This window comes from Pseudomonas sp. KB_12, assembly GCF_052114545.1.
GTDB lineage: Bacteria > Pseudomonadota > Gammaproteobacteria > Pseudomonadales > Pseudomonadaceae > Aquipseudomonas > Aquipseudomonas brassicacearum.
In genome coordinates, this window is the sequence record NZ_JBFREY010000019.1 from 109,295 (window position 1) to 132,742 (window position 23,448).

Genomic DNA, 23,448 nt, shown 5'->3' on the forward strand with positions numbered 1-23,448 from the left:
GCCTGCGTCACCGGCCCCCCGACGCCGCCGACAGGCTGTAACGGCCTTGTCGGACTCAACGTAAATCGCTGCCACGACCTGTCAGCACACCGAATCCTCTGATCGAGATACACAAGTGATCGAAAATCTACGCAACATCGCCATCATTGCTCACGTTGACCATGGTAAAACCACCCTGGTAGACAAACTCTTGCGTCAATCCGGCACCCTGGAGCGCAACGAGCTCAACGACGAGCGCGTGATGGACTCCAACGACCAGGAAAAAGAGCGCGGTATTACCATCCTGGCGAAAAACACCGCCATCAACTGGAATGGCTACCACATCAACATCGTGGACACCCCGGGCCACGCCGACTTCGGTGGTGAAGTAGAGCGCGTGATGTCGATGGTCGACTCCGTGCTGCTGCTGGTTGACGCTCAAGACGGTCCTATGCCGCAAACCCGTTTCGTGACCAAGAAGGCTTTCGAAGCCGGCCTGCGTCCGATCGTGGTCATCAACAAGGTTGACCGTCCAGGCGCGCGTCCGGACTGGGTCCTGGACCAGATCTTCGACCTGTTCGACAACCTGGGTGCCACCGAAGAACAGCTGGACTTCAAAGTCGTCTACGCCTCGGCCCTGAACGGCATTGCCGGTCTGGACCACACCGCCATGGCTGAAGACATGACCCCGCTGTACCAGTCGATCGTTGACGACGTACCAGCGCCGAAAGTCGACCGTGACGGTCCGTTCCAGATGCAGATCTCGGCACTGGACTACAACAGCTTCCTGGGTGTTATCGGTGTTGGCCGTATCGCCCGTGGTCGCATCAAGCCGAACACCCCGGTGGTTGCCATCGACGCCGACGGCAAGAAGCGCAACGGTCGTATCCTCAAGCTGATGGGTCACCACGGCCTGCACCGCATCGACGTTGAAGAAGCAGCTGCCGGCGACATCGTCTGCATCAGCGGCTTCGAGCAACTGTTCATCTCCGACACCCTGTGCGACCCACTGAATGTCGAAGCGATGAAGCCGTTGACCGTCGACGAGCCAACCGTTTCCATGACCTTCCAGGTCAACGACTCGCCATTCTGCGGTAAAGAAGGCAAGTTCGTGACCAGCCGTAACATCAAGGAACGCCTGGACAAAGAGCTGCTCTACAACGTGGCACTGCGCGTTGAAGAAGGCGACTCGGCCGACAAGTTCAAGGTCTCCGGCCGTGGTGAGCTGCACCTCTCGGTACTGATCGAAACCATGCGTCGCGAAGGCTTCGAAATGGGCGTGGGCCGTCCTGAAGTGATCATCCGCATGGTTGATGGCGTCAAGCACGAACCGTACGAAAACGTGACCATCGACCTGCCGGAAGAATCCCAGGGCGCGATCATGGAGCAAATGGGCCTGCGTAAAGGCGACCTGACCAACATGGTTCCGGATGGCAAGGGCCGTGTGCGCCTTGAGTACAACATCCCGGCTCGTGGCCTGATCGGTTTCCGTAACGAGTTCCTGACCCTGACCTCCGGTGGCGGCATCCTGACTTCGATCTTCGATCGTTACGACGTGATGAAGTCCGGCGACATGTCCGGCCGTCAGAACGGTGTCCTGGTATCGGTTGCGACCGGCAAGGCACTGACCTACTCGCTGGAAACCCTGCAAGCGCGCGGCAAGCTGTTCGTCGAGCACGGCCAGGATATCTACGAAGGTCAAATCGTCGGCCTGAACAGCCGCGACAACGACCTGGGCGTGAACCCAACCAAAGGCAAGAAGCTCGACAACATGCGTGCTTCGGGCAAGGACGAAACCATCGCCCTGGTTCCGCCGGTCAAGTTCACCCTGGAGCAAGCTCTGGAGTTCGTGCAGGAAGACGAGCTGTGTGAAGTCACTCCTAAGTCCATCCGTCTTCGCAAGAAGATCCTGGGCGAAAGCGAGCGTACCCGCGCTGCCAAGAAAAGCGGCAACTGAGTTTCGACTTAGTTAGCAGCTAAAAAAAACGCCCCTGATTGTGAAATCAGGGGCGTTTTTTTATGCCTGGAGTTTGTGTGGCGGCTGTCAGGCCCTATCGCGAGCAAGCTCGCTCCCACAGTGGATCTTCAGTGGATACAGATTTGTGTGGGAGCGAGCTTGCTCGCGATAACGGAGGTTCAGACACAGCTGAACCATCAGTCGATCAAAATTTGTCCAACGTCCGCGGATTACGCTCGCGCTCCACTTCCTTGGGCTTGTAGGCACAATACCCCGGCCGTGGCCCGACCCGCGGATGGTTGCGGCAGGTGTCCGGGCGTTTCTCGTAAATGGTGCACAACCGGCTTTTGCGGTCCAGATAAAGGCAATCGTTGTTGCTCATGCGCTGGAGCGTGAAGATCTCGGACTTCTGGTTGTAGCGCTCGACGATCCCTTCCTTTTGCAGGCGCTTGGCGATGTTCTTCGGTGGGTCGCCCAGTTCGAACTCGTCGACGATACCGATGCGGATCAGGTCCTTGATCTTGACCTCCACCGGCAGCGTGCAGCAGCTCGACACGCAGGAACCGCACATCGGGGCGGAGTACTTGGCCCAGGTATCGAGTCGGTCGATCTCCGCGGCGGCGATCAGGTTGGGCTTCATCATCACGGTTTACCAGCATGCATCAGGGCGCGAGATCATACCGGGACTGGTGAAATTTTGAACGACCATCCGCCAGTTTTTTTTCATCCCGGCCAAACCCGCCCGGATCGGCACGGCCCCTGCATTCATTCGACCATCCGGCAATTCCATGGCGACGATTCTCCGAGACTCGGGGAAATCTACCGAACCAAGAGCCTATGCCGTCTGTCAGACCGTCTAGGCTCAGACAATTCCATGCTCGTTCGAGGTCTTATCAATGACTCAAGAACCACTTGTTCGCGAAGCCGAAGTTGCCGCATTTCGCGACGCAGTGTTGACCAAACTCACTTATGCCGTTGGCAAGGACCCGGATCATGCGTTTGATCACGATTGGTTCGAAGCCATCGCCCTCGCCGCCCGCGACCACATGGTCGATCACTGGATGGACCACACGCGACAGATCTACCGCAAGGGCCAGAAGCGCGTCTATTACCTCTCCCTGGAATTCCTCATCGGTCGTTTGCTCTACGACAGCCTGAGCAACCTCGGTCTGCTGGACACGGCGCGCGAGGCGCTGACCGAGCTGGGCGTGGACCTGGAGCGCATTCGTCTGCTCGAGCCGGATGCGGCGTTGGGCAACGGTGGTCTTGGCCGCTTGGCCGCGTGTTTCATGGAAAGCATGTCGACCCTGGGTATTGCCGGCCATGGCTACGGCATCCGTTATGAACACGGCCTGTTTCGCCAGGCGATCGTCGACGGCTGGCAGCAGGAGCAGACCGAGCATTGGCTGGATTTCGGCAACCCTTGGGAGTTCGAGCGGCCGGAGGTGGTCTACCCGATCGGCTTTGGCGGTAGCGTCGAGACCGTAACCGATGAGGCGGGTAAAACCCGCCAAGTCTGGTCCCCGGCCGAAACCGTGCGGGCCATTGCCTATGACACGCCGGTAGTAGGCTGGCGCGGTGCCAGCGTCAATACCCTGCGCCTGTGGCGCGCCCGAGCCGTGGAAGACCTGCACCTGGAACGCTTCAACGCCGGCGACCACTTGGGCGCGGTAGCCGAAGTGGCCCGAGCCGAAAGTATTTCCCGCGTGCTGTACCCGGCCGACAGCACCGAGGCTGGCCAGGAACTGCGCCTGCGCCAGGAATACTTCTTCGTGGCCGCCTCGCTGCAAGACCTGCTGCGCCGTCATCGCAACATGCACACCTCGGTGCTGACCCTGGGCGACCACGCGGCGATCCAGCTCAACGACACTCACCCATCCATTGCCGTGGCCGAGCTGATGCGGCAACTGGTGGACGTCTACGACGTGGCGTGGGACGCGGCCTGGCAGATCACCCAGGACACACTGTCCTACACCAACCACACGTTGCTGCCCGAAGCCCTGGAAACCTGGCCGGTGGGGCTGATGGAGCGCATGTTGCCCCGGCACATGCAGATCATCTACCTGATCAACGCCCAGCACATCGATTCGCTGCGGGCCAAGGGTGTGCACGATTTCGATGTGCTGCGTTCGGTTTCGCTGATCGAAGAGGACAATGGCCGCCGGGTGCGCATGGGCAACCTGGCATTCCTCGGGTCCCATAGTGTCAACGGCGTGTCCGGGTTGCATACCCAACTGATGCGCAGCACGGTGTTTTCCGAGCTGCACAAACTCTATCCGGATCGGATCAACAACAAGACCAACGGCATCACCTTCCGCCGCTGGCTGTTCCAGGCCAACTCCGAATTGACCTCGATGATGGTCGATGCCCTCGGCCCAAGCGTGCTCGACAACCCCGAGGAACGCTTGATCGAACTGGAACCGTTTGCCGACAAGCCGGCGTTTCGCAAGCTGTTCGCCGAGCAGCGTTTGCACAGCAAGAAGGCCCTGGCTTACTTGATCCACGAGCGCCTGGGCATCGCCGTGAACCCGGCGGCGATGTTCGACGTGCAGGTCAAGCGGATCCACGAGTACAAGCGCCAGTTGCTCAACTTGATGCACACCGTGGCGCTGTACCAGGCGATCCGCGCCGAGCCGGAAGTGGACTGGGTGCCGCGGGTGAAAATCTTCGCCGGCAAGGCCGCCGCCAGTTACCACCAGGCCAAGCTGATCATCAAGTTGACCAACGACATCGCCCGGGTGGTGAACAACGACCCGACCGTGCGTGGTTTGCTCAAAGTGGTGTTCCTGCCCAACTACAACGTCAGCCTGGCCGAAAGCATCATTCCGGCGGCGGACCTGTCGGAGCAGATCTCCACGGCCGGTTTCGAAGCGTCGGGCACCAGCAACATGAAGTTCGGCCTCAACGGCGCACTGACCATCGGCACCATGGACGGCGCCAACGTGGAGATGCATGAGCGCGTCGGCGGTGAGCACATGTTCATCTTCGGCCTGACCGCCGAGCAGGTGGAGGCCCGCAAGCAAAACGGCGAGTTCAGCGCCGCGCCGGACATCGCCGCGTCCCATCGGCTCAACGACGTGCTGCAGGCGATTCGCGGCGGCGTGTTCTCGCCGGATGATCCGATGCGCTACGCCGGGCTCGTGGACTCGTTGGTGGACTACGACCGCTTCCTGGTCTGCGCCGACTTCGACTCGTACTGGAACGCCCAGGCCAAGGTCGAAGAGCGTTGGCACGACTCCAAGCAATGGTGGCGTTCGGCGGTGCTCAACACCGCGCGCATGGGCTGGTTCTCTTCGGACCGGACCATCCGCGAGTATGCCACCGACATCTGGAAAGCCCTGGAGTAGCATTTACTGTAAGAAATGTGAGCGAAGCCCAACGGCGGTTGGGCTTCGTCGATATACTAGGCGCCAGTTTCGCCGGGCTATGTGGCCGGGCTCAGCACTGGAAGTGCCAACAATCCAATGTGGGAGCGAGCGGTGTGGGAGCAAAGCTTGCCCGCGATGAAAACGCCGAGGTCTCTTGAGGACCGCAGCGCCTGGATCGCGAGCAAGCTTTGCTCCCACACAGCTCGCTCCCACAGGGTTTGGGGGTTTCCACTAGACTGATCCAGGCACCGCATCACCCCGGTTACGCCCGCAACGGGCCGCTTAGGGATATCGACCATGCAATGGATCTTGACGCTGTTGGGCCTGGCACTCGGCTGGGTGGTGGACGAGTCGTTCGCCGATGCGCTGATAGGCGCCTTGGTGGGGCTTGGCATCGCCCAGTCGTTTCGATTGGGGCGCCTGGGTATCCAGGCGGCCAAGCAACAGATCTTGTTGCAGGAGGCCCAGCAGAGCTTACTCACGTTGGAGGCACGCCTGGCAGTGTTCGAGCGCGGGGCCGTTGCCGCGTCGAGTGAGCCTGCGCCAGCGCCCGAGGTTGTCGTGCCCCAGGCCGCGAAGCCCGAAGCGCGCACCGAGCCAGGGCTGGTCTGGGAGTTGCCGCCAGATCTCGAGCCCGTTCCCACGATGGCCTCCCAAGCCAGCCAGCCGTTGCCCGATGACGTTTGGAAAACCGCGCCGACCACGACCAGTCGGCATGCCGACCGCGACTTCGCGCCGCTGCCCCTGGAACCGATGCCCCTGGAACCGAGGGTTTCGAAACCCGCGGCCCCCCGCGGCCCGAATCTGTTCGACCGCGCCGTGATTGGCGCGCGCAACTGGCTGTTCGGTGGCAACACTGTGCTGCGGGTCGGCGTGGTGCTGTTGTTCCTCGGCCTGGCGTTTTTGCTGCGCTATGCCACCGAAGGCATGGTGGTGCCGATCGAATTGCGTTACGCCGGCGTCGCGGCCAGTGCATTGGGCCTGTTGGGCCTGGGCTGGTGGTTGCGCCAACGCAACAGCAACTATGCGCTTATGCTCCAGGGCACCGGGATCGCGGTGCTGTACCTGACGGTGTTCGCGGCCATGCGCCTGCATCCGTTGCTCGATTCCAAGGCGGCCTTGGGCTTGCTGGTCGCGGTGACGGTGTTCTCGGCAATCCTGGCGATTACCCAGAACGCCCTGGGCCTGGCTGCGGCTGCGGCGCTGGGCGGGTTTGCCGCGCCGATCCTGACCTCCACCGGCAGTGGCAACCACGTCGCGCTGTTCAGCTATTTCATCCTGCTCAACGCCGGCATCCTTGCGATTGCCTGGTTCAAGGCCTGGCGCCTGCTCAACCTGATCGGTTTTGTCGGCACCTTCGGCATCGGTTTCGCCTGGGGCATGCGTTCCTACACACCGGAACTGCTCTGGAGCACCGAACCGTTCCTGATCCTGTTCTTCCTCATCTACCTGGCGATTGGCTTGCTGTTTACCCGGCGCAAGTTGCTGGAAATGAGCGATGCTCCCGAAGACGCCAGCCGCGATGCGCTGTTGCACTGGTCGGCGCGCAAGGGCGATTACGTGGACGGCACCATGCTGTTCGGCCCGCCGCTGGTGGGCTTCGGCTTGCAGTTCGCGTTGGTGCAGCATTTCGAGTTCGCCGCTGCGTTCAGCGCCCTGGCCCTGGGCATGATCTATATGGGCCTGGCGCGGGTATTGATGGGCGGTCGCGCCCTGCTGCTGGCGGAAACCTGCCTTGCCCTGGGGGTGATTTTTGCCAGCCTGGCGATCCCTTTGGGGCTCGACGCCCGCTGGACCGCAGCGGCGTGGGCCGTGGAGGGCGCAGGGATCTTCTGGCTGGGCCTGCGCCAGCAGCGCCCATTCGCCCGGGCTTTTGCCTTGTTGCTGCAGTTGGGCTCGGCACTGGCGTTCGTCAGCGAATTGCGTATCGGCGACGGCAGCCTGCTCGATGGGTCTGCGCTGGGTGCGTTGATGCTCGGCGGCGCCTTGCTGTTCACCTTCTACCAACTGCACAAGGCTGAGCCCGGACACAGCGCCCATTGGGAGCGCCAAGGCCTGCCGGTGCTGGCTGTGCTGGGGTTGAGTTTCCTCTATCTGCTGGCACCACTGTTCTTCTTCACCCACGGCACCGCCATCGCCTGGGCCCTGGCTGGGTTGGCAACGCTGTTTGTTGGCCTGCGCCTGCAGTCGCGCAGCTTCCTGTTCAGCGCATTTGGGGTGCAATTGCTGGGCGGCGCGCTGTTCCTGCTGCGCTTGCAAGGCGCCGAGGGGGATTCGGCGGCGGTGTTAAGCGCGGGCTGGAGCGGTTTGCTCAGCGCCTCGCTGATCGGCCTGGCGTTGATTGGCGGCATGTTGCTGGCGGCACGTGACGACATGGTGCGCAACGATGTCCGGTTGCTGCGCGGCTTGTCGGTGGTGTTGCTGGCGGGGTTGGTGCTGATCAACCTTGCGGTGCTGTTCGTCCTGCCGTGGCAAACGGCGAGCGGTGTGTGGGCGGCCAGCGGCCTGTTGATCATCTGGCTGAGCCTGTACCTGAAACAGCGCGTGAGTTTTGTCTTCGGCCTGCTGCTGCAACTGCTGGGCGGTGCGGCGTTCCTGACCGCGGGGCCGGCGCTGTTGGGGCCGCTCAACGCCGAGGATCTGCGACCGCTGGCCCATAGCGGCTTCTGGACGCCGCTGGTGCTGGGGCTGGCAGCCCTGGTGGGCGCATGGCGCCTGCAACGGGCGCACGCGGCGCGGGAACTCGAGGCCTTGAGCTTGCAGCGCTTGTCCGAGTTGCTGCTGATCTGGGGCGCCGGTTGGTGGGCGCTGGCGTGGGTCAGCGAAGTCTTGCGCTTTGCCCCGGCGAACCTGCAAGGCAGCTGGCTGCTGCTGGTCGCGGCGATCAGCGTGGCGGTGTGGACGGTCTTGGCGCAGCGGCTGAAATGGCCGGCGCTGGGGCTGCTGTGCACCTTGCTGATTCCGGCGGCGGGCTGCGTGCTGGTGGCAACGGGGCACAGCCACTATCACCCGGCCGCGAATTTCGGCTGGCTGGCCTGGCTGGCGGTATTTGCCGTGCATTTCCTTTCTCTCAAGCGCCTGGCGCCGATGCTGCCGGCCCCGGCGCGCAGTACGGCCCACGTGCTCGGTTGCTGGTTGCTGATGGCGGTGTTGATGCTGGAGTTGCGTTACGGCCTGCTGTTGCTGTCCGAGCAGTACAACGCCTGGCGCTGGCTGGCCTGGGCGATCCTGCCAGGCCTGTACCTGGTGCTGATGGCCACGCCGCGTACCTTGCCGTGGCCGGTATCGGCCCAACCGCGCGAGTACCGTGTCTACGCAGCGGCGCCGATGGCGCTATTGATGCTCGGTTGGTTCTGGCTGACCAACACCTTCAGCGATGGCAACTCAGAGCCACTGCCTTATGTGCCGTTGCTCAATCCCTTGGAGCTGGGCCTGCTGTTCGCCTTGTTCGGCATCTATGTGTGGGCCCGTAACGCCGTGGAGCAATCGACGAACCGTTGGAATCGCGTCGGGCGCATCGCCCAGTTGATCGCCGGTGTGTCGTTGTTCGCGTTCTTCACCGCCCTGGTGATGCGCACTGCCCACCAGTGGATGGATGTCCCGTACGAGCTGGACGCGCTGCTCGAGTCGATGTTCGTGCAGGCCGGGTTGTCCATTGTCTGGACCCTGATCGCCCTGGGGCTGATGATCGGTGGGCATGTGCGCCACCGTCGTGAAGTGTGGCTGATCGGTGCGGCGTTGATCGCCGTGGTAGTGGCCAAGCTGTTCTTTGTCGAATTGAGTAACCGTGGCGGTCTGGCGCGGATTGTTTCGTTTATCGGTGTAGGCGTGTTGCTGCTGGTAGTGGGCTATTTTGCGCCGCTGCCGCCCAAGCGCCCGGAGACGGTCGCGCAGGATGAGCCGCCTATGCCTGTCAGTGAGGGAGTGTCATCTTGAGTCGCAAGTTGAGTCGAATCGGGCTGGGTGTGGTGGGGTTATGGACGGCATTGTCGGCCGTAGCCCAGGAGCAACCGGCGGATTTCTCCCATCAGGTGCCGTTGGCCTTGAGCGGCGAGGGGCCGTGGTATCGCCTGCCGTTGCCGCTGGACGTGCAGTTGCAGGCGCGCCAGACCGACCTGAGCGACCTGCGGGTCTTCAACGCGGCCGGCCAGGCCCAGGCCTATGCCCTGGTGCGTGAGTCGGCCCAGAGCCGGGAAAACCGCACCCTCACCGACGTGAAGTGGTTCCCGCTGTACAACGCCGCCGATGACGATGAGCGCGCGCCGAGTGTGCGGGTGCAATCGAACGCCAACGGTACCTTGGTGGAAGTCCAACCCTCCAGCCGGCTCGAAGCAGGGGAGGAGGAGTTGCGTGGCTGGTTGTTGGATGCCAGCGCGCTCAAGGCGCCGTTGCAGCAGTTGGTCCTCGACTGGACCAGTGAGCGCGACGGTTTCCAGCGGTTCACCATCGAAGCCAGTGACGACTTGCAACACTGGCAGTCGTGGGGCGAAGGCCAGGTGGCGCGCTTGACCTTTGCCGATGAGCGGGTCGAGCAGCATGAAGTGAGCTTGCCGGGGCAATCGGCGCGTTACCTGCGATTGTTGTGGGATTCGCCGTCCTCCGCGCCGATCCTGACTTCGGCCCAGCTGCAAAGCGCCAGTCGCGAAAGCCTGCCGTTGCCGTTGGCATGGTCGCAGCCATTGGCCGGCAGCACCACGAAGGCCGGTGAATACACCTGGCAGTTGCCCATGGGGCTGAACATCGAGCAGGTGCAGGTCGAGCTGAGCCAAGCCAACAGCCTGGCGCCGGTGACCCTGGCCGGTCGCCGTGAAAGCAGCCATCCGTGGCAACCGCTGGGCAGTGGCTTGCTCTATCGCCTGACCCAGAACGGCCAGGATGTGCTGCAAAACCAATTGCAACTGTCCGGCCAGACCGTGCAGCAATTGAAATTGACCGTGGACGAGCGTGGCGGCGGCCTGGGTAGCGAAGCCCCGGCCCTGCGCTTTGCCGTGCGTCCGACCCAGGTGGTGTTCCTGGCGCGCGGCGAAGGGCCCTACAGCCTGGCCCTGGGCAGCGCAACCGTGAAAGCGGCCAGCTTGCCCTTGACCACGCTGGTGCCCGATTACAAGCCGTCACGGCTGGCGACGCTGGGTACGGCGACCGTGAACGGCGCAGCCACGTCGACCCCGGCTGCGGCCACGGTAACCACGCCTGCGACGGTCGAGACCAACTGGAAGAAAATCGGCTTGTGGGCGGTGCTGCTGCTCAGCGTGCTGTTCCTCGCGGCGATGGCGTTCAGCCTGTTGCGCAAGCCGCCGGTCAAATCCTGAGGCGGGTGCTTCGCCCCCGATCGCGAGCAAGCTCGCTCCCACAATAGACCGCGTTCGTCGAAACAACTTGGTCAACTGTGGGAGCGAGCTTGCTCGCGATGGCGCCCTCTCAACCAACAGAATTACCCAAGCGAGCCCCACCCCGTGAACTCAATCCTCCATATCCCGTCTCATAGGAGGAATTAAGTCCCGACTCGCGCTAAACTGCGCTGGTTTTTCCGTCCCCTATTCTTCGGAGCCGTCCATGTCCCGCGTTACCTTGAGTCGCTATTTGATTGAGCAGACCCGCAGCAACAACACCCCTGCCGATCTGCGCTTTTTGATCGAAGTGGTGGCGCGTGCGTGCAAGGAAATCAGCCACGCCGTCTCCAAAGGCGCGCTGGGTGGTGTCCTGGGCAGCATGGGCACTGAAAACGTGCAGGGCGAAGTGCAGAAGAAGCTCGACGTGCTGTCCAACGAAATCCTGCTCGAAGCCAACGAATGGGGCGGTCACCTGGCCGGCATGGCGTCCGAGGAAATGGACAATGCCTACCAGATCCCGGGCAAATACCCCAAGGGTGCCTACCTGCTGGTGTTTGACCCACTGGACGGTTCGTCGAACATCGACATCAACGCGCCGGTTGGCACCATCTTCTCGGTACTGCGTTGCCCGAATGAATACCTGAGCCAGAACGAAGCCTTGAATGAAAAGGCCTTCCTGCAGCCAGGCACCGAGCAGGTCGCCGCCGGCTATGCCATCTACGGCCCTCAGACCATGCTGGTGCTGACCCTGGGCGACGGCGTCAAGGGCTTCACCCTGGACCGCGAAATGGGCAGCTTCGTACTGACCCACGAAGACATCACCATTCCTGAAACCACCCAGGAATTCGCCATCAACATGTCCAACCAGCGTCACTGGGAAGCCCCGGTAAAACGCTACGTTGAAGAGTTGCTGGCGGGCGAAGAAGGCCCGCTGAAAAAGAACTACAACATGCGCTGGGTCGCCGCGATGGTTGCCGATGTGCACCGTATCCTGACCCGTGGCGGTCTGTTCATGTACCCGCGCGACAGCCGTGAGCCGTCCAAGCCGGGCAAACTGCGCCTGATGTACGAAGCCAACCCGATGTCGTTCCTGGTGGAACAGGCGGGCGGCGCTTCCACCGACGGCCACCAGCGTATCCTCGATATCAAGCCTGAAGGCCTGCACCAGCGCGTGGCCGTGTTCCTTGGCTCGAAAGAAGAAGTGGCGCGCGCCACGGCCTACCACAAGGAATAAATCATGGCCGAGCCCTGGCAGCCGTTGCTCGATTGGTGGTTTGGTTCAGCCAAGACACCGGACGAGATATCGGCTGACAGAGGCAAGCTGTGGTTCGGCAAACGCCATGATCGCCAGGCCAACGAGCGCTTTGGCGATCAGGTCGAGCTGGCACTGGCCGGCGAATTGACCGACTGGGCGCAACGCCCGGAAGGTTGGCTGGCCCTGGTGCTGCTACTCGACCAACTCCCGCGAATGATCTTTCGCGACACCCCCAAGGCCTTCTCCGGTGACCTGCGTGCCCAAGCGCTGGTGGCCCAGGGCATGGCAGCGGATTTCGACCGGCAACTCAAACCGATCCAACGCGTATTCATCTACCTCGTGCTCGAACACTGCGAAAACCTCGCGGTGCAGAACGAGGCCGTGTCGCGGTTTATCGACCTGGTGCGAGACCAGCCGGAGGCGCAGCGGGCAGTGTTTGAAGACAACCTGGATTATGCTGAACGGCATCAGAAGATCATTGCCCGGTTTGGCCGCTTTCCCCATCGCAATGCGGTGTTGGGGCGCGAGTCCACGGCTGATGAACTGGAGTTTTTGAGCAGGCCTGGGTCCAGGTTCTGATTTTGCTGTGAGGCTGATGCCGCTATCGCGAGCAAGCTCGCTCCCACAGGACTTTCAGCGAATGGAAATCCAGTGTGGGAGCGAGCTTGCTCGCGATGGGGCCCTTCCGGACTAGATCCGGAAGCTACCCACCAACTGCTTCAACCGTGCCGCCTGCTGCTCCAGGTCGGCACAGGCCCGCAAGGTGGCTTGCAGGTTTTCCACGCCTTCCTGGTTCAGGGTGTTGATCTCGGTGATGTCGACGTTGATTGACTCCACCACGGCGGTCTGTTCTTCGGTGGCGGTCGCCACGGACTGGTTCATGCCGTCGATTTCACCAATACGCTGGGTCACGCTGCCCAGGCGTTCGCCGGCCTGGTTGGCGATGCCGACGCTGCTTTCGCTCTGGCGCTGGCTGTCGGTCATGGTCAGTACCGCTTCCCGGGCGCCAACTTGCAGTTCTTCGATCATCTTCTGCACTTGCTGCGCCGAATCCTGGGTGCGGTGGGCCAGGTTGCGCACTTCATCGGCCACCACGGCGAAGCCGCGTCCGGCTTCACCGGCACGGGCCGCTTCGATGGCGGCGTTGAGGGCGAGCAGGTTGGTCTGCTGGGAAATGCTGGTGATCACCTCAAGAATCTGGCCGATGTTCACGGTGTTGCTGTTCAAGGTTTCGATGTTGCCGCACGAATCGCTGATCTTGGCCGACAACTGCTGCATGGCCGCGATGGTTTTATCCACCACTTGTTGGCCATCTTCAGCCAGGCTGCGCGCATGGCTGGAATGTTGCGAGGCGAGGGCGGCGTTCTGGGCGATTTCCTGGGCGGCGGCACCGAGCTGGTTGATGGCCGCGGCCACGCTGCTGGTGCGCGAAGCCTGCTGGTCGGAGTTGAACATCGACGAGTTGGACGCGCTGACCACGCGCAGGGCGACTTCGTTGACCTGGCCGGTGGCCGAGGCCACTTCACGGATCGAGGTATGAATGCGCTCGACAAAGCGGTTGAACGAAGTCCCCAGCGCGCCGAATTCGTCCTGGCCGTGGATGACCAGGCGCCGGGTCAGGTCGCCTTCGCCTTCGGCGATGTCATGCATGGCGCGGCCCATGGTCAGCAGCGGTTGCATCAGCACGCGGATCAACATGCCGAGCAGGGCGATGATGAACACCACGGCGATGACCATGGCGATCAGCGCCGACGTACGGAACTCACTGAGCATCGCCAGCGCGGTGTCCTTGTCGAGCACCAGTGCCACGTACCAGTCGGCTCCTGGCACGCCGTTGACGTGGGTGAAGGAGATGAATTGGGTCTTGCCGTCGAGATCGACTTCTTTCACGCCCGGGCTGATTTGAGGCGCGCCGTTAGGGTAGGCCTCGGCCAGGGTCTTGAGCACGCGCTTGCTGTCAGGGTGGATCAGGATCTTGCCGTCGGCACTGACGATGAACGCGTGGCCGTGGCCGCCGAAGTTCAGCGAATTGATGATGGCGCTGATGCTGGACAGGTCGATGTCCGCGCCGGCCACGCCGATCATCTGGTTGTGGTGCTGCACTGGGGTGGCGACGGTGATCACCAGCTTGCCCGACGAGGCGGCAATGTAGGGTTCGGTGACGATGGTTTGCTGTGCGCTGTTGGCGGCCTTGTACCAGCCGCGGGCGCGCGGGTCGTAATCGGCGGCGCGATTGCCGGCCGGTACCGAGAACATCACGCCGTCGGTGCCACCAAAATAACTGAGCTGGAAATTGCTGGTGTAGGCCGGCAGGCCCACGGCGCGCTTGAGGCTGTCGGCACTGCTGCCGTCCACGGCAATCTGCTGGGCCAGCGATTGCAGCAACTGGATGCGGCCGTCGACCCACGTCTGGATGTTGCGGCTGGTCAGGTTGCCGAGTTCCTGCATGGAGGTTTCGGTGCTGGCGTTCAAGCTCTGGCGTTGACGATAGTCGTTGAACAGGATGAAACAGGCGAATGCGACGGCCACCACGAGGGCGGCAGCCAACAGGATTTTATGGCTGAATTTCATGTTTCTGGTCATTAATAACACTACCGCGGAGGGACGGGTCAGGACTGGATGTCAATTTGCCATAACGCAGTAGTTTGCGCTGTTTCTTTTTATCGGCGCGCCAGACCATCCCATCAGCCGGTAGCGGTTCAATTCCGACGAAATGCACGACGCCGYCACAAAGTAGGTGTTTCATCGATGAAACACCTGCCCAGGCCCAATAAATACCGGGGGCGTCGGGGAACCAGATAGGGGTTTTCTCTTCTAAGCTTCTGGTTGGCACCTGCCAGCCCCCTTCCGTTCCAGGAGTTACACCATGTCGCTGCGATCTATCGCCTTGTTGTTTGTGTGTGTCGTATTGACTGCATGCAGCAAGGTCAACCAGGAAAACTACTCGAAGCTGTCGGCTGGCATGCCCAAGTCCGAAGTCGAAACGTTACTGGGGAAACCGACCGATTGTTCGGGCGCGCTCGGCATGTCCAGCTGTACCTGGGGCGACCAGAAAAGCTTTATCAGCGTGCAGTACGCCGGTGACAAAGTGTTGATGTTTTCCGGCCAAGGCCTGAAGTAAACCGGGGCCACGTGCCCGCGGGAGAAAAATAATGATGCGGTTAGTTTTTGTGCTTTTGGCTGGCCTGATTTTGGCTGGCTGTGCCACTTCTGGCGAAGATCCGCTGTCACCCAAGACGGTCAACAGCGTCAATCTCAAGCGCTACCAAGGGACCTGGTATGAGTTGGCCCGCCTGCCCATGTATTTCCAGCGCAATTGCGCGCAATCGGAAGCTCACTACACCCTCAAGCCAGACGGCAGTGTGGGAGTGCTCAATCGCTGCCTGACCTCGGACTGGCAGTGGGAAGAAGCCAGGGGCACCGCCACGCCGCAGGTGCCGGGCAAGACCGACAAGCTCTGGGTCGAGTTCGATAACTGGTTTTCGCGGATCGTGCCGGGCGTGGCGAAAGGGCAATACTGGGTGTTGTACGTCAGCGATGACTACAAGACCGCCATCGTCGGCGACCCAAGCCGTCGCTACATGTGGCTGCTGTCCCGTACGCCGACCGTCAATAGCGTCGTGCGCGAGGAGCTGCTGAGCAAGGCACGCCAGCAGGGTTACGACACCACACGCCTGATCTGGCGCGCGTCGGATCGACAGATGGCCAAAACCTCGGACTAACTGCCACCCGAAAGCCAATGTGGGAGCGAGCTTGCTCGCGATAGCGGACTTTCAGTCAACCTGTAGGTTGAAGGTAATGGCCCTATCGCGAGCAAGCTCGCTCCCACAGGGTTGATTGGGTCAGCCCAGAAGGTCGCGCAGGACCTGGGTAAACGCCCGGGCGCTTTGCTCTTCGCCCGCATGCCGCCCATCGCGCACCACCCACCGGCCGCCGACCATCACATCGCGTACCTGGCGATCGCCGCCGGCAAACAGCCAGCGATTGAGGATCCCGTCGCCCTGGGCCGTGGCCAGATATGGGTCGCTGCCATCGAGCACCAGCCAGTCGGCGCGCTTGCCGATTTCGAGGGCGCCGATCGGTTGCCCCAGGGCCTGGGCACCGCCTTCCAGCGCCGCATCGAACAAGGTGCGGCCGACCATCGGCTGATCCGTTCGATACAAGCGGTTGCGCCGTTGATCCCGCAGGCGCTGGCCATATTCCAGCCAACGCAATTCTTCGACCACGCTCAATGACACATGGCTGTCAGAGCCGATCCCCAGGCGCCCGCCCTCGGCGAGGAAATCCACGGCCGGGAAAATCCCGTCCCCCAGGTTGGCTTCGGTGGTCAGGCACAGGCCGGCAATCGCCCGGCTCCTGGCCATGAGGCTGATTTCCTGGGCGTTGGCGTGGGTAGCGTGGACCAGGCACCAGCGCTGGTCGACTTCGGTGTTTTCGTACAGCCATTGCAGCGGGCGGGCGCCGCTCCAGCTCAGACAGTCGTCGACTTCCTTCTGCTGCTCGGCAATGTGAATGTGCACCGGGCACTCGCGGTCACTGGCGGCCAGCACATCCTGGATCTGCCCGGGCGTTACGGCACGCAGCGAGTGGAAGCACAGACCCAGCGCCTGGGACGGCTGCCCGGCCAGGATCGGCTGCAAGCGCGACTGAAGCTTCAAGTAGTTTTCGGTGCTGTTGATGAACCGGCGCTGCCCGTCGTTAGGGGCCTGGCCGCCAAAACCGGAGTGGCTGTAAAGCACCGGCAGCAGCGTCAGGCCGATGCCGGCAGCGCTGGCGGCGTGGCTGATGCGCAGGGCCAGCTCCGCCGGGTCGGCGTAGGGCGCGCCATCGGTGTCGTGGTGCACATAGTGGAATTCGGCGACCGAGGTGTAGCCGGCCTTGAGCATTTCGATGTACAGCTGGCGGGCAATGATACCGAGTTGGTCGGGGCTGATTTTTCCGACGAGGCGGTACATCAAGTCGCGCCATGTCCAGAAACTGTCGTTGGGATTGCCCGCCACTTCCGCCAGCCCGGCCATGGCCCGTTGGAAGGCATGGGAGTGCAGGTTCGGCATACCCGGCAACAGCGGACCGCCCAGCCGTTCGGCGCCGTCTGCGTGGGAGCCGGCCTGGATATGGGTCAGGACGCCTTCGGCATCGACCTCAAGACGTACATCATGGGCCCATCCACTAGGCAGCAGCGCGCGTTCGGCAAAGAAGGCGGACATGGTTCAACCTCATTGTGCGTAATTTGTATATACATATACAGACGTTTGCCTGGCCGGTAAACTCCGGCAAGCTAGCATTCTTATCCGCAGAACAAGGAACCGCCGTGTCGACTCCGCCTGCCAAACCGCCGCTGGCCGCAAACATGGGTGACAGTCCGGCCCCCCTGTACGCCCGCGTCAAACAGATGATCACCCAGCAGATCGACAGTGGAAACTGGCCGCCGCATTACCGCGTGCCGTCGGAAAGCGAACTGGTCAGCCAACTGGGCTTCAGTCGCATGACCATCAACCGTGCGCTGCGGGAAATGACCGCCGACGGCCTGTTGGTGCGCATGCAGGGTGTCGGCACCTTCGTGGCCGAGCCCAAGAGCCAGTCCGCGTTGTTCGAAGTGCATAACATCGCCGACGAAATCGCCTCCCGTGGTCATCGCCACACTTGCAAGGTCATCACCCTGGAAGAAGAGGCGGCCGGTTCCGAGCGGGCCCTGGCCCTGGATATGCGCGAAGGCCAGAAAGTGTTCCATTCGCTGATCGTGCATTTCGAGAACGACATCCCCGTGCAAATCGAGGACCGCTTCGTCAACGCACTGGTGGCGCCTGAATACCTCAAGCAGGACTTCACCGTGCAAACGCCCTACGCCTATCTGAACCAGGTCGCGCCGCTGACCGAAGGCGAGCATGTGGTCGAGGCGATCCTGGCCGAGCCGAGTGAATGCAAGTTGCTGCAGATCGAAAAGGGCGAGCCGTGTCTGTTGATCCGCCGTCGTACCTGGTCCGGGCGCCAGCCGGTGACCGCCGCACGCCTGATCCATCCGGGCTCCCGTCACAGTCTGGAAGGGCGCTTTCATAAATGAGCCATTTGAAGGTTTTGCGCGCGGCAGACTACCCACGCATGCCGTGGAAAAACGGTGGCGGCAGCACTGAGGAAATCACTCGCGATGCCGGCGCCGGCCTGGAAGGTTTCGGCTGGCGCCTGTCGATTGCCGACATCGGTGAGTCGGGCGGTTTCTCCACCTTCGCCGGTTACGAGCGGGTCATCAGTGTCTTGCAAGGGAGCGGCATGACCCTGAACGTCGATGGCCAAGTCACGCGGGCTCTGCATCCGCTGGACCCTTTTACGTTCAGCGGCGAGAGCCATGTGTTTTGCACACTGCTGGGCGGACCGATTCGCGACTTCAACCTGATCTACGCGCCGCAACGTTACCGCGCGCGGTTGCAGTGGTTGGGCGGCCAGCAGCGGTTTTTCAGTGACGCGCAAACGGTGCTGGTGTTCAGTGCCGCCCCGGGACTGGCTATCAAGATCGGTGAGTCCGCCGTGGACCTGGGCCTCTACGACTGTTTGCAACTGAGCGGTAACAGCGGGTTGGTGGATGTCTCCACTCACGGTCAATGCTGCGTGATTGAGCTGACGGCCCACTAAGCCGCCCTGCAAAAGAGCTTTTGTGGCGAGGGAGCATGCTCCCGCTGGGCCTGTAGGAGCTGTGTAGGAGCTGTCGAGTGCAACGAGGCTGCGATCTTTCCAAAGACACTTGAATCCCAAGCGAAAGATCAAAAGATCGCAGGCTTCGCCAGCTCCTACAAAAGCCCAGCGGGAGCAAGCTCCCTCGCCACAAAAAGCGCGCTCATTGTTCCCTACCCGCGCACCAACTTGTTACCGAACGCCCCAGCGTGGCGCAACACCACGCTTCTGGGCCCCTCCGATTTCCCCCTCGAAAACCCTCTTCAAAAATTTCATGCTGCTCAGCAGCCCATAAATCACAAGGCTTTCAGCCAATTCCCCAACCGTTCCTGAACATCGCCTTCAATAAGTTGGCCGCTTGATTGCATATGCTTGTACATACAAGTAAAGACGTATGCGTATGAGTCACCGATATTCAACGCAACGTTCGCTAAATCGCTGCCCACTGCCCGGGCTGGTCTGGATTGATCGCTGAGGAGTTTTTGCTGTGACCGACGCTACCCGCAAACCTGAAAAATACCGTGACGTTGAAATCCGTGCCCCTCGCGGTAACACGCTGACCGCCAAGAGCTGGCTGACTGAAGCGCCGCTGCGCATGTTGATGAACAACCTCGACCCGGAAGTGGCCGAGAACCCCAAGGAGCTGGTGGTCTACGGTGGCATTGGCCGCGCGGCGCGCAACTGGGAGTGCTACGACAAGATCGTCGAAAGCCTGACCAACCTGAATGACGACGAAACCCTGCTGGTGCAATCCGGCAAGCCGGTGGGCGTGTTCAAGACCCACAGCAACGCCCCTCGCGTACTGATCGCCAACTCCAACCTGGTGCCGCACTGGGCCAGTTGGGAGCACTTCAACGAACTCGACGCCAAGGGCCTGGCCATGTACGGCCAGATGACCGCCGGGAGCTGGATCTACATCGGCAGCCAGGGCATCGTGCAAGGCACTTATGAAACCTTCGTCGAGGCCGGTCGCCAGCACTACGACTCCAACCTCAAGGGCCGTTGGGTCCTGACCGCCGGCCTGGGCGGCATGGGCGGTGCGCAACCCTTGGCCGCGACCCTGGCCGGTGCGTGCTCGCTGAACATCGAGTGCCAGCAGGTGAGCATCGATTTCCGCCTGAAAACCCGCTATGTCGACGAGCAAGCCACCGACCTCGACGACGCCCTGGCGCGCATCGAGAAATACACCGCCGAAGGCAAGGCGATTTCCATCGCGTTGTGTGGGAACGCTGCCGAAATCCTGCCGGAAATGGTCCGTCGTGGTGTGCGCCCGGACATGGTCACCGACCAGACCAGCGCCCACGACCCACTCAATGGCTACCTGCCGGCCGGCTGGACCTGGGACGAGTACCGTGCCCGCGCCAAGACCGAACCCGCCGCTGTGGTGAAGGCCGCCAAGCAATCGATGGCCGTCCACGTCAAAGCCATGCTGGCCTTCCAGAAAATGGGCGTGCCGACCTTCGACTACGGCAACAACATCCGCCAGATGGCCCAGGAAGAGGGCGTCGAAAATGCCTTCGACTTCCCAGGCTTCGTACCGGCCTATATCCGTCCGCTGTTCTGCCGCGGTATCGGCCCGTTCCGCTGGGCCGCGCTGTCCGGTGATCCGCAGGACATCTACAAGACCGACGCCAAGGTCAAGGAACTGATCCCCGACGACGCCCACCTGCACAACTGGCTGGACATGGCCCGCGAGCGCATCAGCTTCCAGGGCTTGCCGGCACGTATCTGCTGGGTTGGCCTGGGCCAGCGCGCCAAGCTGGGCCTGGCGTTCAACGAGATGGTCCGTAGCGGCGAATTGTCGGCCCCGATCGTCATCGGTCGCGATCACCTGGACTCCGGTTCCGTGGCCAGCCCCAACCGTGAAACCGAATCCATGCAGGACGGTTCCGATGCGGTCTCCGACTGGCCGTTGCTCAACGCCTTGCTCAACACCGCCAGCGGCGCGACCTGGGTGTCGCTGCACCACGGTGGCGGCGTCGGCATGGGCTTCTCCCAGCACTCGGGCATGGTGATCGTCTGCGACGGCACCGACGAAGCGGCCGAGCGCATTGCCCGCGTGCTGCACAACGATCCGGCGACTGGCGTGATGCGTCATGCCGATGCCGGTTACCAGATCGCCATTGATTGCGCCAAGGAACAGGGGCTGAACCTGCCGATGATTACCGGCAAATAAATGCAAAAACTGTGGGAGCGAGCCTGCTCGCGATGAGGCCGGCACATTCAACAAGTGTGTTGGCTGATAGACCGCCATCGCGAGCAGGCTCGCTCCCACAAAAAAACACTGCCCGAACCAGAACAATCCACAGAGGTTGAACCATGGCTGTCACCAGCACACGTGCAAGCAGCAAGCCGTTGATCGAGAAACGTTCGATCGACTACATCCCGGAAACGGAGAGACACGGCCGATTGTTGAGCCAGTTCACCCTCTGGATGGGGGCCAACCTGCAAATCACTGCAATTGTCACCGGCGCATTAGCGGTGGTGCTTGGCGGTGATGTGTTCTGGTCGTTGATCGGTTTGCTGATCGGCCAACTGCTCGGCGGTGGCGTCATGGCGTTGCATGCCGCGCAAGGGCCCAAGCTGGGCCTGCCGCAGATGATCTCCAGCCGGGTGCAGTTTGGTGTGTATGGCGCGGCCATCCCGATCGTGCTGGTGTGCCTGATGTACCTGGGTTTCACCGCAACGGGAACCGTGCTTTCCGGCCAGGCGCTGGGCCAGTTGTTTGGCGTCAGCGACAGTGTCGGCATCCTCATTTTCGCCAGTGTCATCGTGCTGGTCACGGTGCTCGGTTATCGGGTGATTCACTTCATTGGCCGTGTCGCCAGCATCATTGGTGTGATCGCCTTTGTTTACCTGTTCGCTCGGCTGATGAGTCAGACGGACGTTGGCGCACTCCTGCAAATCCGCCATTTCAGCTGGAGCGGTTTCCTGCTTGCGGTGTCGCTCGCGGCATCCTGGCAGATCGCCTTCGGCCCCTACGTGGCGGACTATTCGCGTTACCTGCCGAGCAAGACCTCTTCGGTGAAAACCTTTTTTGCCGCAGGCGTCGGTTCAGTCATCGGCGCACAGGTGGCGATGATCCTCGGCGTGTTTGCCGCGGCCTCGGCCAATGGGCAGTTCGCGGGTCACGAAGTGGCCTACATCGTGGGCCTGGGTGGGACCGGCGCCACCGCTGCGCTGCTGTATTTCAGCATCGCATTCGGCAAGGTCACCATCTCCACGCTGAACTCCTACGGCAGCTTCATGTGCATCGCGACCATCATCAGCGGTTTTCGTGGTCACCTGAACGTTACGCGCCTGCAGCGCCTGGTCTTCGTGCTGGTCATCGTCGGCGCTGCGACGCTGATCGCGCTGCTCGGCCAGCACTCGTTCCTCGGTGCGTTCAAGTCCTTCATCCTGTTCTTGCTGGCGTTCTTTACGCCTTGGAGCGCGATCAACCTGGTGGACTACTACTGCATCACTCGCGAGCGCTATGACGTGCCGGCACTGGCCGACCCGAACGGTCGCTACGGTCGTTGGAACGCCCTCGGCATCAGCGTCTATGTCTTCGGTGTCCTGGTTCAACTGCCGTTTATCGCCACCAAGTTCTATACCGGTCCGCTGGTGGAAGCCATGGGCGGTGTGGATATCTCCTGGATCATCGGTCTGGTGGTTCCGGCGGCGCTGTATTACGTCGTCGCCAAGAAGTGGCACAGCGCTGTACCCGATCAATTGATCCTGCCGCTCGAGCAGGACACGGTTGACGCACAACCGAGCAGGGCGGGCCGCATCCAAGCGGTCTGATGGGACGTTGACAGGGCTGGATGCCTCTTGACTGCCGTAAGCCAATCCAACTGATTAGGAGCGTCACATAATGAAGTCGAACAAGACCCTGCTGACCACATTGCTTTCCATGGGCCTGCTGGCCAGCGCCGGCGCCACACAAGCGGCGGGTTGGTGCGAGTCGGGCAAACCGGTGAAGTTCGCCGGCCTGAACTGGGAAAGCGCCATGCTGCTGACCGACGTCCTGCAAGTGGTGCTGGAAAAAGGCTACGACTGCAAGACCGACAGCCTGCCAGGCAACTCCATCACCATGGAGAATGCCCTGAGCAGCAACGACATCCAGGTGTTTGCCGAAGAGTGGGTCGGCCGCAGTGAAGTCTGGAACAAGGCCGAGAAGGCCGGCAAGGTAGTCGGCGTCGGTGCCCCGGTCGTGGGCGCCATCGAAGGCTGGTACGTGCCGCGCTACGTGGTTGAAGGCGACGCCAAGCGCAAACTCGAAGCCAAGGCGCCAGGCCTGAAGAACATCGCTGACCTGGGCCAGTACGCCGCCGTGTTCAAGGACCCGGAAGAGCCGTCCAAGGGCCGTTTCTACAACTGCCCGGCCGGTTGGACCTGCGAGCTGGACAACAGCGAAATGCTGAAAAGCTATGGCCTGGAAAAAACCTACACCAACTTCCGCCCAGGCACCGGCCCAGCGCTGGATGCCGCGGTGCTGTCGAGCTACAAGCGTGGCGAGCCGATCCTGTTCTACTACTGGTCGCCAACGCCGCTGATGGGCCAGGTGGACCTGGTGAAACTGGAAGAAAAACCGGGCGTGGATAAAAGCGTGAGCATCAAGGTCGGCCTGTCCAAGACCTTCCACGACGAGGCACCTGAATTGGTGACGGTGCTGGAAAAGGTCAACCTGCCGATCGATATCCTGAACCAGAACCTCGGGCGCATGGCCAAGGAACGAATCGAGTCGCCGAAACTGGCGAAGATCTTCCTGAAGGAACATCCTGAAGTCTGGCACGCCTGGGTAAGCGAAGACGCTGCCAAGAAAATCGACGCGGCTCTGTAGGTCGAATACTTCCCGGCCAACCGTAGGGCTGGCCGGGACGTTCACCGCATCCACTTGATCGAGAGTCT

Annotated in this window: 16 protein-coding genes; 13 read left to right on the forward strand and 3 right to left on the reverse strand. The window is 61.8% G+C overall.

What is annotated here, in order from left to right; genetic code table 11:
- The first annotated feature begins 115 nt into the window (after positions 1-115).
- Positions 116-1,936: a translational GTPase TypA gene (typA, locus tag AB4Z20_RS17185; RefSeq protein ID WP_003186725.1), complete on the forward strand. Its 1,821-nt coding sequence runs from the start codon at positions 116-118 to the stop codon at positions 1,934-1,936.
- 205 nt (positions 1,937-2,141) lie between these two features.
- Here the strand turns inward: typA and AB4Z20_RS17190 are convergent, their stop codons facing one another.
- On the reverse strand, positions 2,142-2,579 hold the full coding sequence (locus AB4Z20_RS17190) for a YkgJ family cysteine cluster protein (RefSeq protein ID WP_003196865.1): 438 nt from the start codon (positions 2,577-2,579) through the stop codon (positions 2,142-2,144).
- Positions 2,580-2,832: 253 nt separating this feature from the next.
- Here AB4Z20_RS17190 and AB4Z20_RS17195 point away from each other — a divergent pair, with 253 nt between their 5' ends.
- From AB4Z20_RS17195 to AB4Z20_RS17215, 5 genes are all read left to right on the forward strand, one after another.
- Positions 2,833-5,283 (forward strand): glycogen/starch/alpha-glucan phosphorylase, encoded by a 2,451-nt coding sequence (locus tag AB4Z20_RS17195; RefSeq protein WP_253471030.1) that lies wholly within the window; start codon positions 2,833-2,835, stop codon positions 5,281-5,283.
- A 318-nt stretch (positions 5,284-5,601) separates the two neighbouring features.
- Entirely contained in the window at positions 5,602-9,240 is a 3,639-nt protein-coding gene (locus AB4Z20_RS17200) for a DUF2339 domain-containing protein (RefSeq protein ID WP_442090298.1), read from the forward strand.
- Complete coding sequence (locus tag AB4Z20_RS17205; protein ID WP_258690209.1) at positions 9,237-10,613, forward strand: DUF3999 domain-containing protein; 1,377 nt, start codon at positions 9,237-9,239, stop codon at positions 10,611-10,613. Before AB4Z20_RS17200 ends, AB4Z20_RS17205 begins: the two co-directional genes overlap by 4 nt.
- A 244-nt stretch (positions 10,614-10,857) precedes the next feature.
- Entirely contained in the window at positions 10,858-11,868 is a 1,011-nt protein-coding gene (locus AB4Z20_RS17210) for a class 1 fructose-bisphosphatase (protein WP_018607993.1), read from the forward strand.
- Between the two features lie 3 nt (positions 11,869-11,871).
- Complete coding sequence (locus tag AB4Z20_RS17215) at positions 11,872-12,468, forward strand: DUF924 family protein (RefSeq protein WP_253471036.1); 597 nt, start codon at positions 11,872-11,874, stop codon at positions 12,466-12,468.
- A gap of 111 nt (positions 12,469-12,579) precedes the next feature.
- Here AB4Z20_RS17215 and AB4Z20_RS17220 read toward each other — a convergent pair whose 3' ends face one another.
- The gene (locus AB4Z20_RS17220; RefSeq protein ID WP_442090299.1) at positions 12,580-14,472 is read right to left on the reverse strand and encodes a methyl-accepting chemotaxis protein; all 1,893 of its coding nucleotides are present in this window, start codon (positions 14,470-14,472) and stop codon (positions 12,580-12,582) included.
- 283 nt (positions 14,473-14,755) lie between these two features.
- Between AB4Z20_RS17220 and AB4Z20_RS17225 the strand changes: the two genes are divergently transcribed.
- Together AB4Z20_RS17225 and AB4Z20_RS17230 are read left to right on the forward strand one after the other, a co-directional pair.
- Positions 14,756-15,010 carry a hypothetical protein gene (locus AB4Z20_RS17225; RefSeq protein ID WP_003196877.1) on the forward strand — a complete coding sequence of 85 codons (255 nt, stop codon included), beginning with the start codon at positions 14,756-14,758 and terminating at the stop codon, positions 15,008-15,010.
- A 31-nt stretch (positions 15,011-15,041) separates the two neighbouring features.
- Positions 15,042-15,611, forward strand: a complete 570-nt coding sequence (locus AB4Z20_RS17230; protein ID WP_253471040.1) for a lipocalin family protein — start codon at positions 15,042-15,044, stop codon at positions 15,609-15,611.
- Between the two features lie 120 nt (positions 15,612-15,731).
- On the opposite strand, the gene AB4Z20_RS17235 is transcribed toward AB4Z20_RS17230, so the two are convergent.
- Entirely contained in the window at positions 15,732-17,096 is a 1,365-nt protein-coding gene (locus AB4Z20_RS17235) for a formimidoylglutamate deiminase (protein ID WP_442090300.1), read from the reverse strand.
- A 143-nt stretch (positions 17,097-17,239) separates the two neighbouring features.
- Here AB4Z20_RS17235 and hutC point away from each other — a divergent pair, with 143 nt between their 5' ends.
- The 5 genes from hutC to AB4Z20_RS17260 all read left to right on the forward strand — a co-directional run bounded on the left by hutC (position 17,240) and on the right by AB4Z20_RS17260 (position 23,380).
- Entirely contained in the window at positions 17,240-17,950 is a 711-nt protein-coding gene (gene hutC / locus AB4Z20_RS17240) for a histidine utilization repressor (protein ID WP_214511053.1), read from the forward strand.
- On the forward strand, positions 17,947-18,516 hold the full coding sequence (locus tag AB4Z20_RS17245) for a HutD/Ves family protein (RefSeq protein WP_253471044.1): 570 nt from the start codon (positions 17,947-17,949) through the stop codon (positions 18,514-18,516). Before hutC ends, AB4Z20_RS17245 begins: the two co-directional genes overlap by 4 nt.
- 526 nt (positions 18,517-19,042) lie before the next feature.
- The gene (hutU, locus tag AB4Z20_RS17250) at positions 19,043-20,731 is read left to right on the forward strand and encodes a urocanate hydratase (RefSeq protein ID WP_092222286.1); all 1,689 of its coding nucleotides are present in this window, start codon (positions 19,043-19,045) and stop codon (positions 20,729-20,731) included.
- Positions 20,732-20,874: 143 nt separating this feature from the next.
- Entirely contained in the window at positions 20,875-22,341 is a 1,467-nt protein-coding gene (locus AB4Z20_RS17255) for a purine-cytosine permease family protein (RefSeq protein WP_442090301.1), read from the forward strand.
- 70 nt (positions 22,342-22,411) lie between these two features.
- On the forward strand, positions 22,412-23,380 hold the full coding sequence (locus AB4Z20_RS17260) for an ABC transporter substrate-binding protein (protein WP_003196892.1): 969 nt from the start codon (positions 22,412-22,414) through the stop codon (positions 23,378-23,380).
- Positions 23,381-23,448 lie beyond the last annotated feature (68 nt).

Bases quoted from the DNA above. Each gene is read 5' to 3' on its own strand.
- AB4Z20_RS17190 (WP_003196865.1), bottom strand. From the start codon at position 2,579: ATGATGAAGCCCAACCTGATCGCCGCCGCGGAGATCGACCGACTCGAT.
- AB4Z20_RS17195 (WP_253471030.1), top strand. From the start codon at position 2,833: ATGACTCAAGAACCACTTGTTCGCGAAGCCGAAGTTGCCGCATTTCGC.
- AB4Z20_RS17200 (WP_442090298.1), top strand. From the start codon at position 5,602: ATGCAATGGATCTTGACGCTGTTGGGCCTGGCACTCGGCTGGGTGGTG.
- AB4Z20_RS17210 (WP_018607993.1), top strand. From the start codon at position 10,858: ATGTCCCGCGTTACCTTGAGTCGCTATTTGATTGAGCAGACCCGCAGC.
- AB4Z20_RS17215 (WP_253471036.1), top strand. From the start codon at position 11,872: ATGGCCGAGCCCTGGCAGCCGTTGCTCGATTGGTGGTTTGGTTCAGCC.
- AB4Z20_RS17220 (WP_442090299.1), bottom strand. From the start codon at position 14,472: ATGACCAGAAACATGAAATTCAGCCATAAAATCCTGTTGGCTGCCGCC.
- AB4Z20_RS17225 (WP_003196877.1), top strand. From the start codon at position 14,756: ATGTCGCTGCGATCTATCGCCTTGTTGTTTGTGTGTGTCGTATTGACT.
- AB4Z20_RS17230 (WP_253471040.1), top strand. From the start codon at position 15,042: ATGATGCGGTTAGTTTTTGTGCTTTTGGCTGGCCTGATTTTGGCTGGC.
- AB4Z20_RS17235 (WP_442090300.1), bottom strand. From the start codon at position 17,096: ATGTCCGCCTTCTTTGCCGAACGCGCGCTGCTGCCTAGTGGATGGGCC.
- hutC (WP_214511053.1), top strand. From the start codon at position 17,240: ATGGGTGACAGTCCGGCCCCCCTGTACGCCCGCGTCAAACAGATGATC.
- AB4Z20_RS17245 (WP_253471044.1), top strand. From the start codon at position 17,947: ATGAGCCATTTGAAGGTTTTGCGCGCGGCAGACTACCCACGCATGCCG.
- AB4Z20_RS17255 (WP_442090301.1), top strand. From the start codon at position 20,875: ATGGCTGTCACCAGCACACGTGCAAGCAGCAAGCCGTTGATCGAGAAA.
- AB4Z20_RS17260 (WP_003196892.1), top strand. From the start codon at position 22,412: ATGAAGTCGAACAAGACCCTGCTGACCACATTGCTTTCCATGGGCCTG.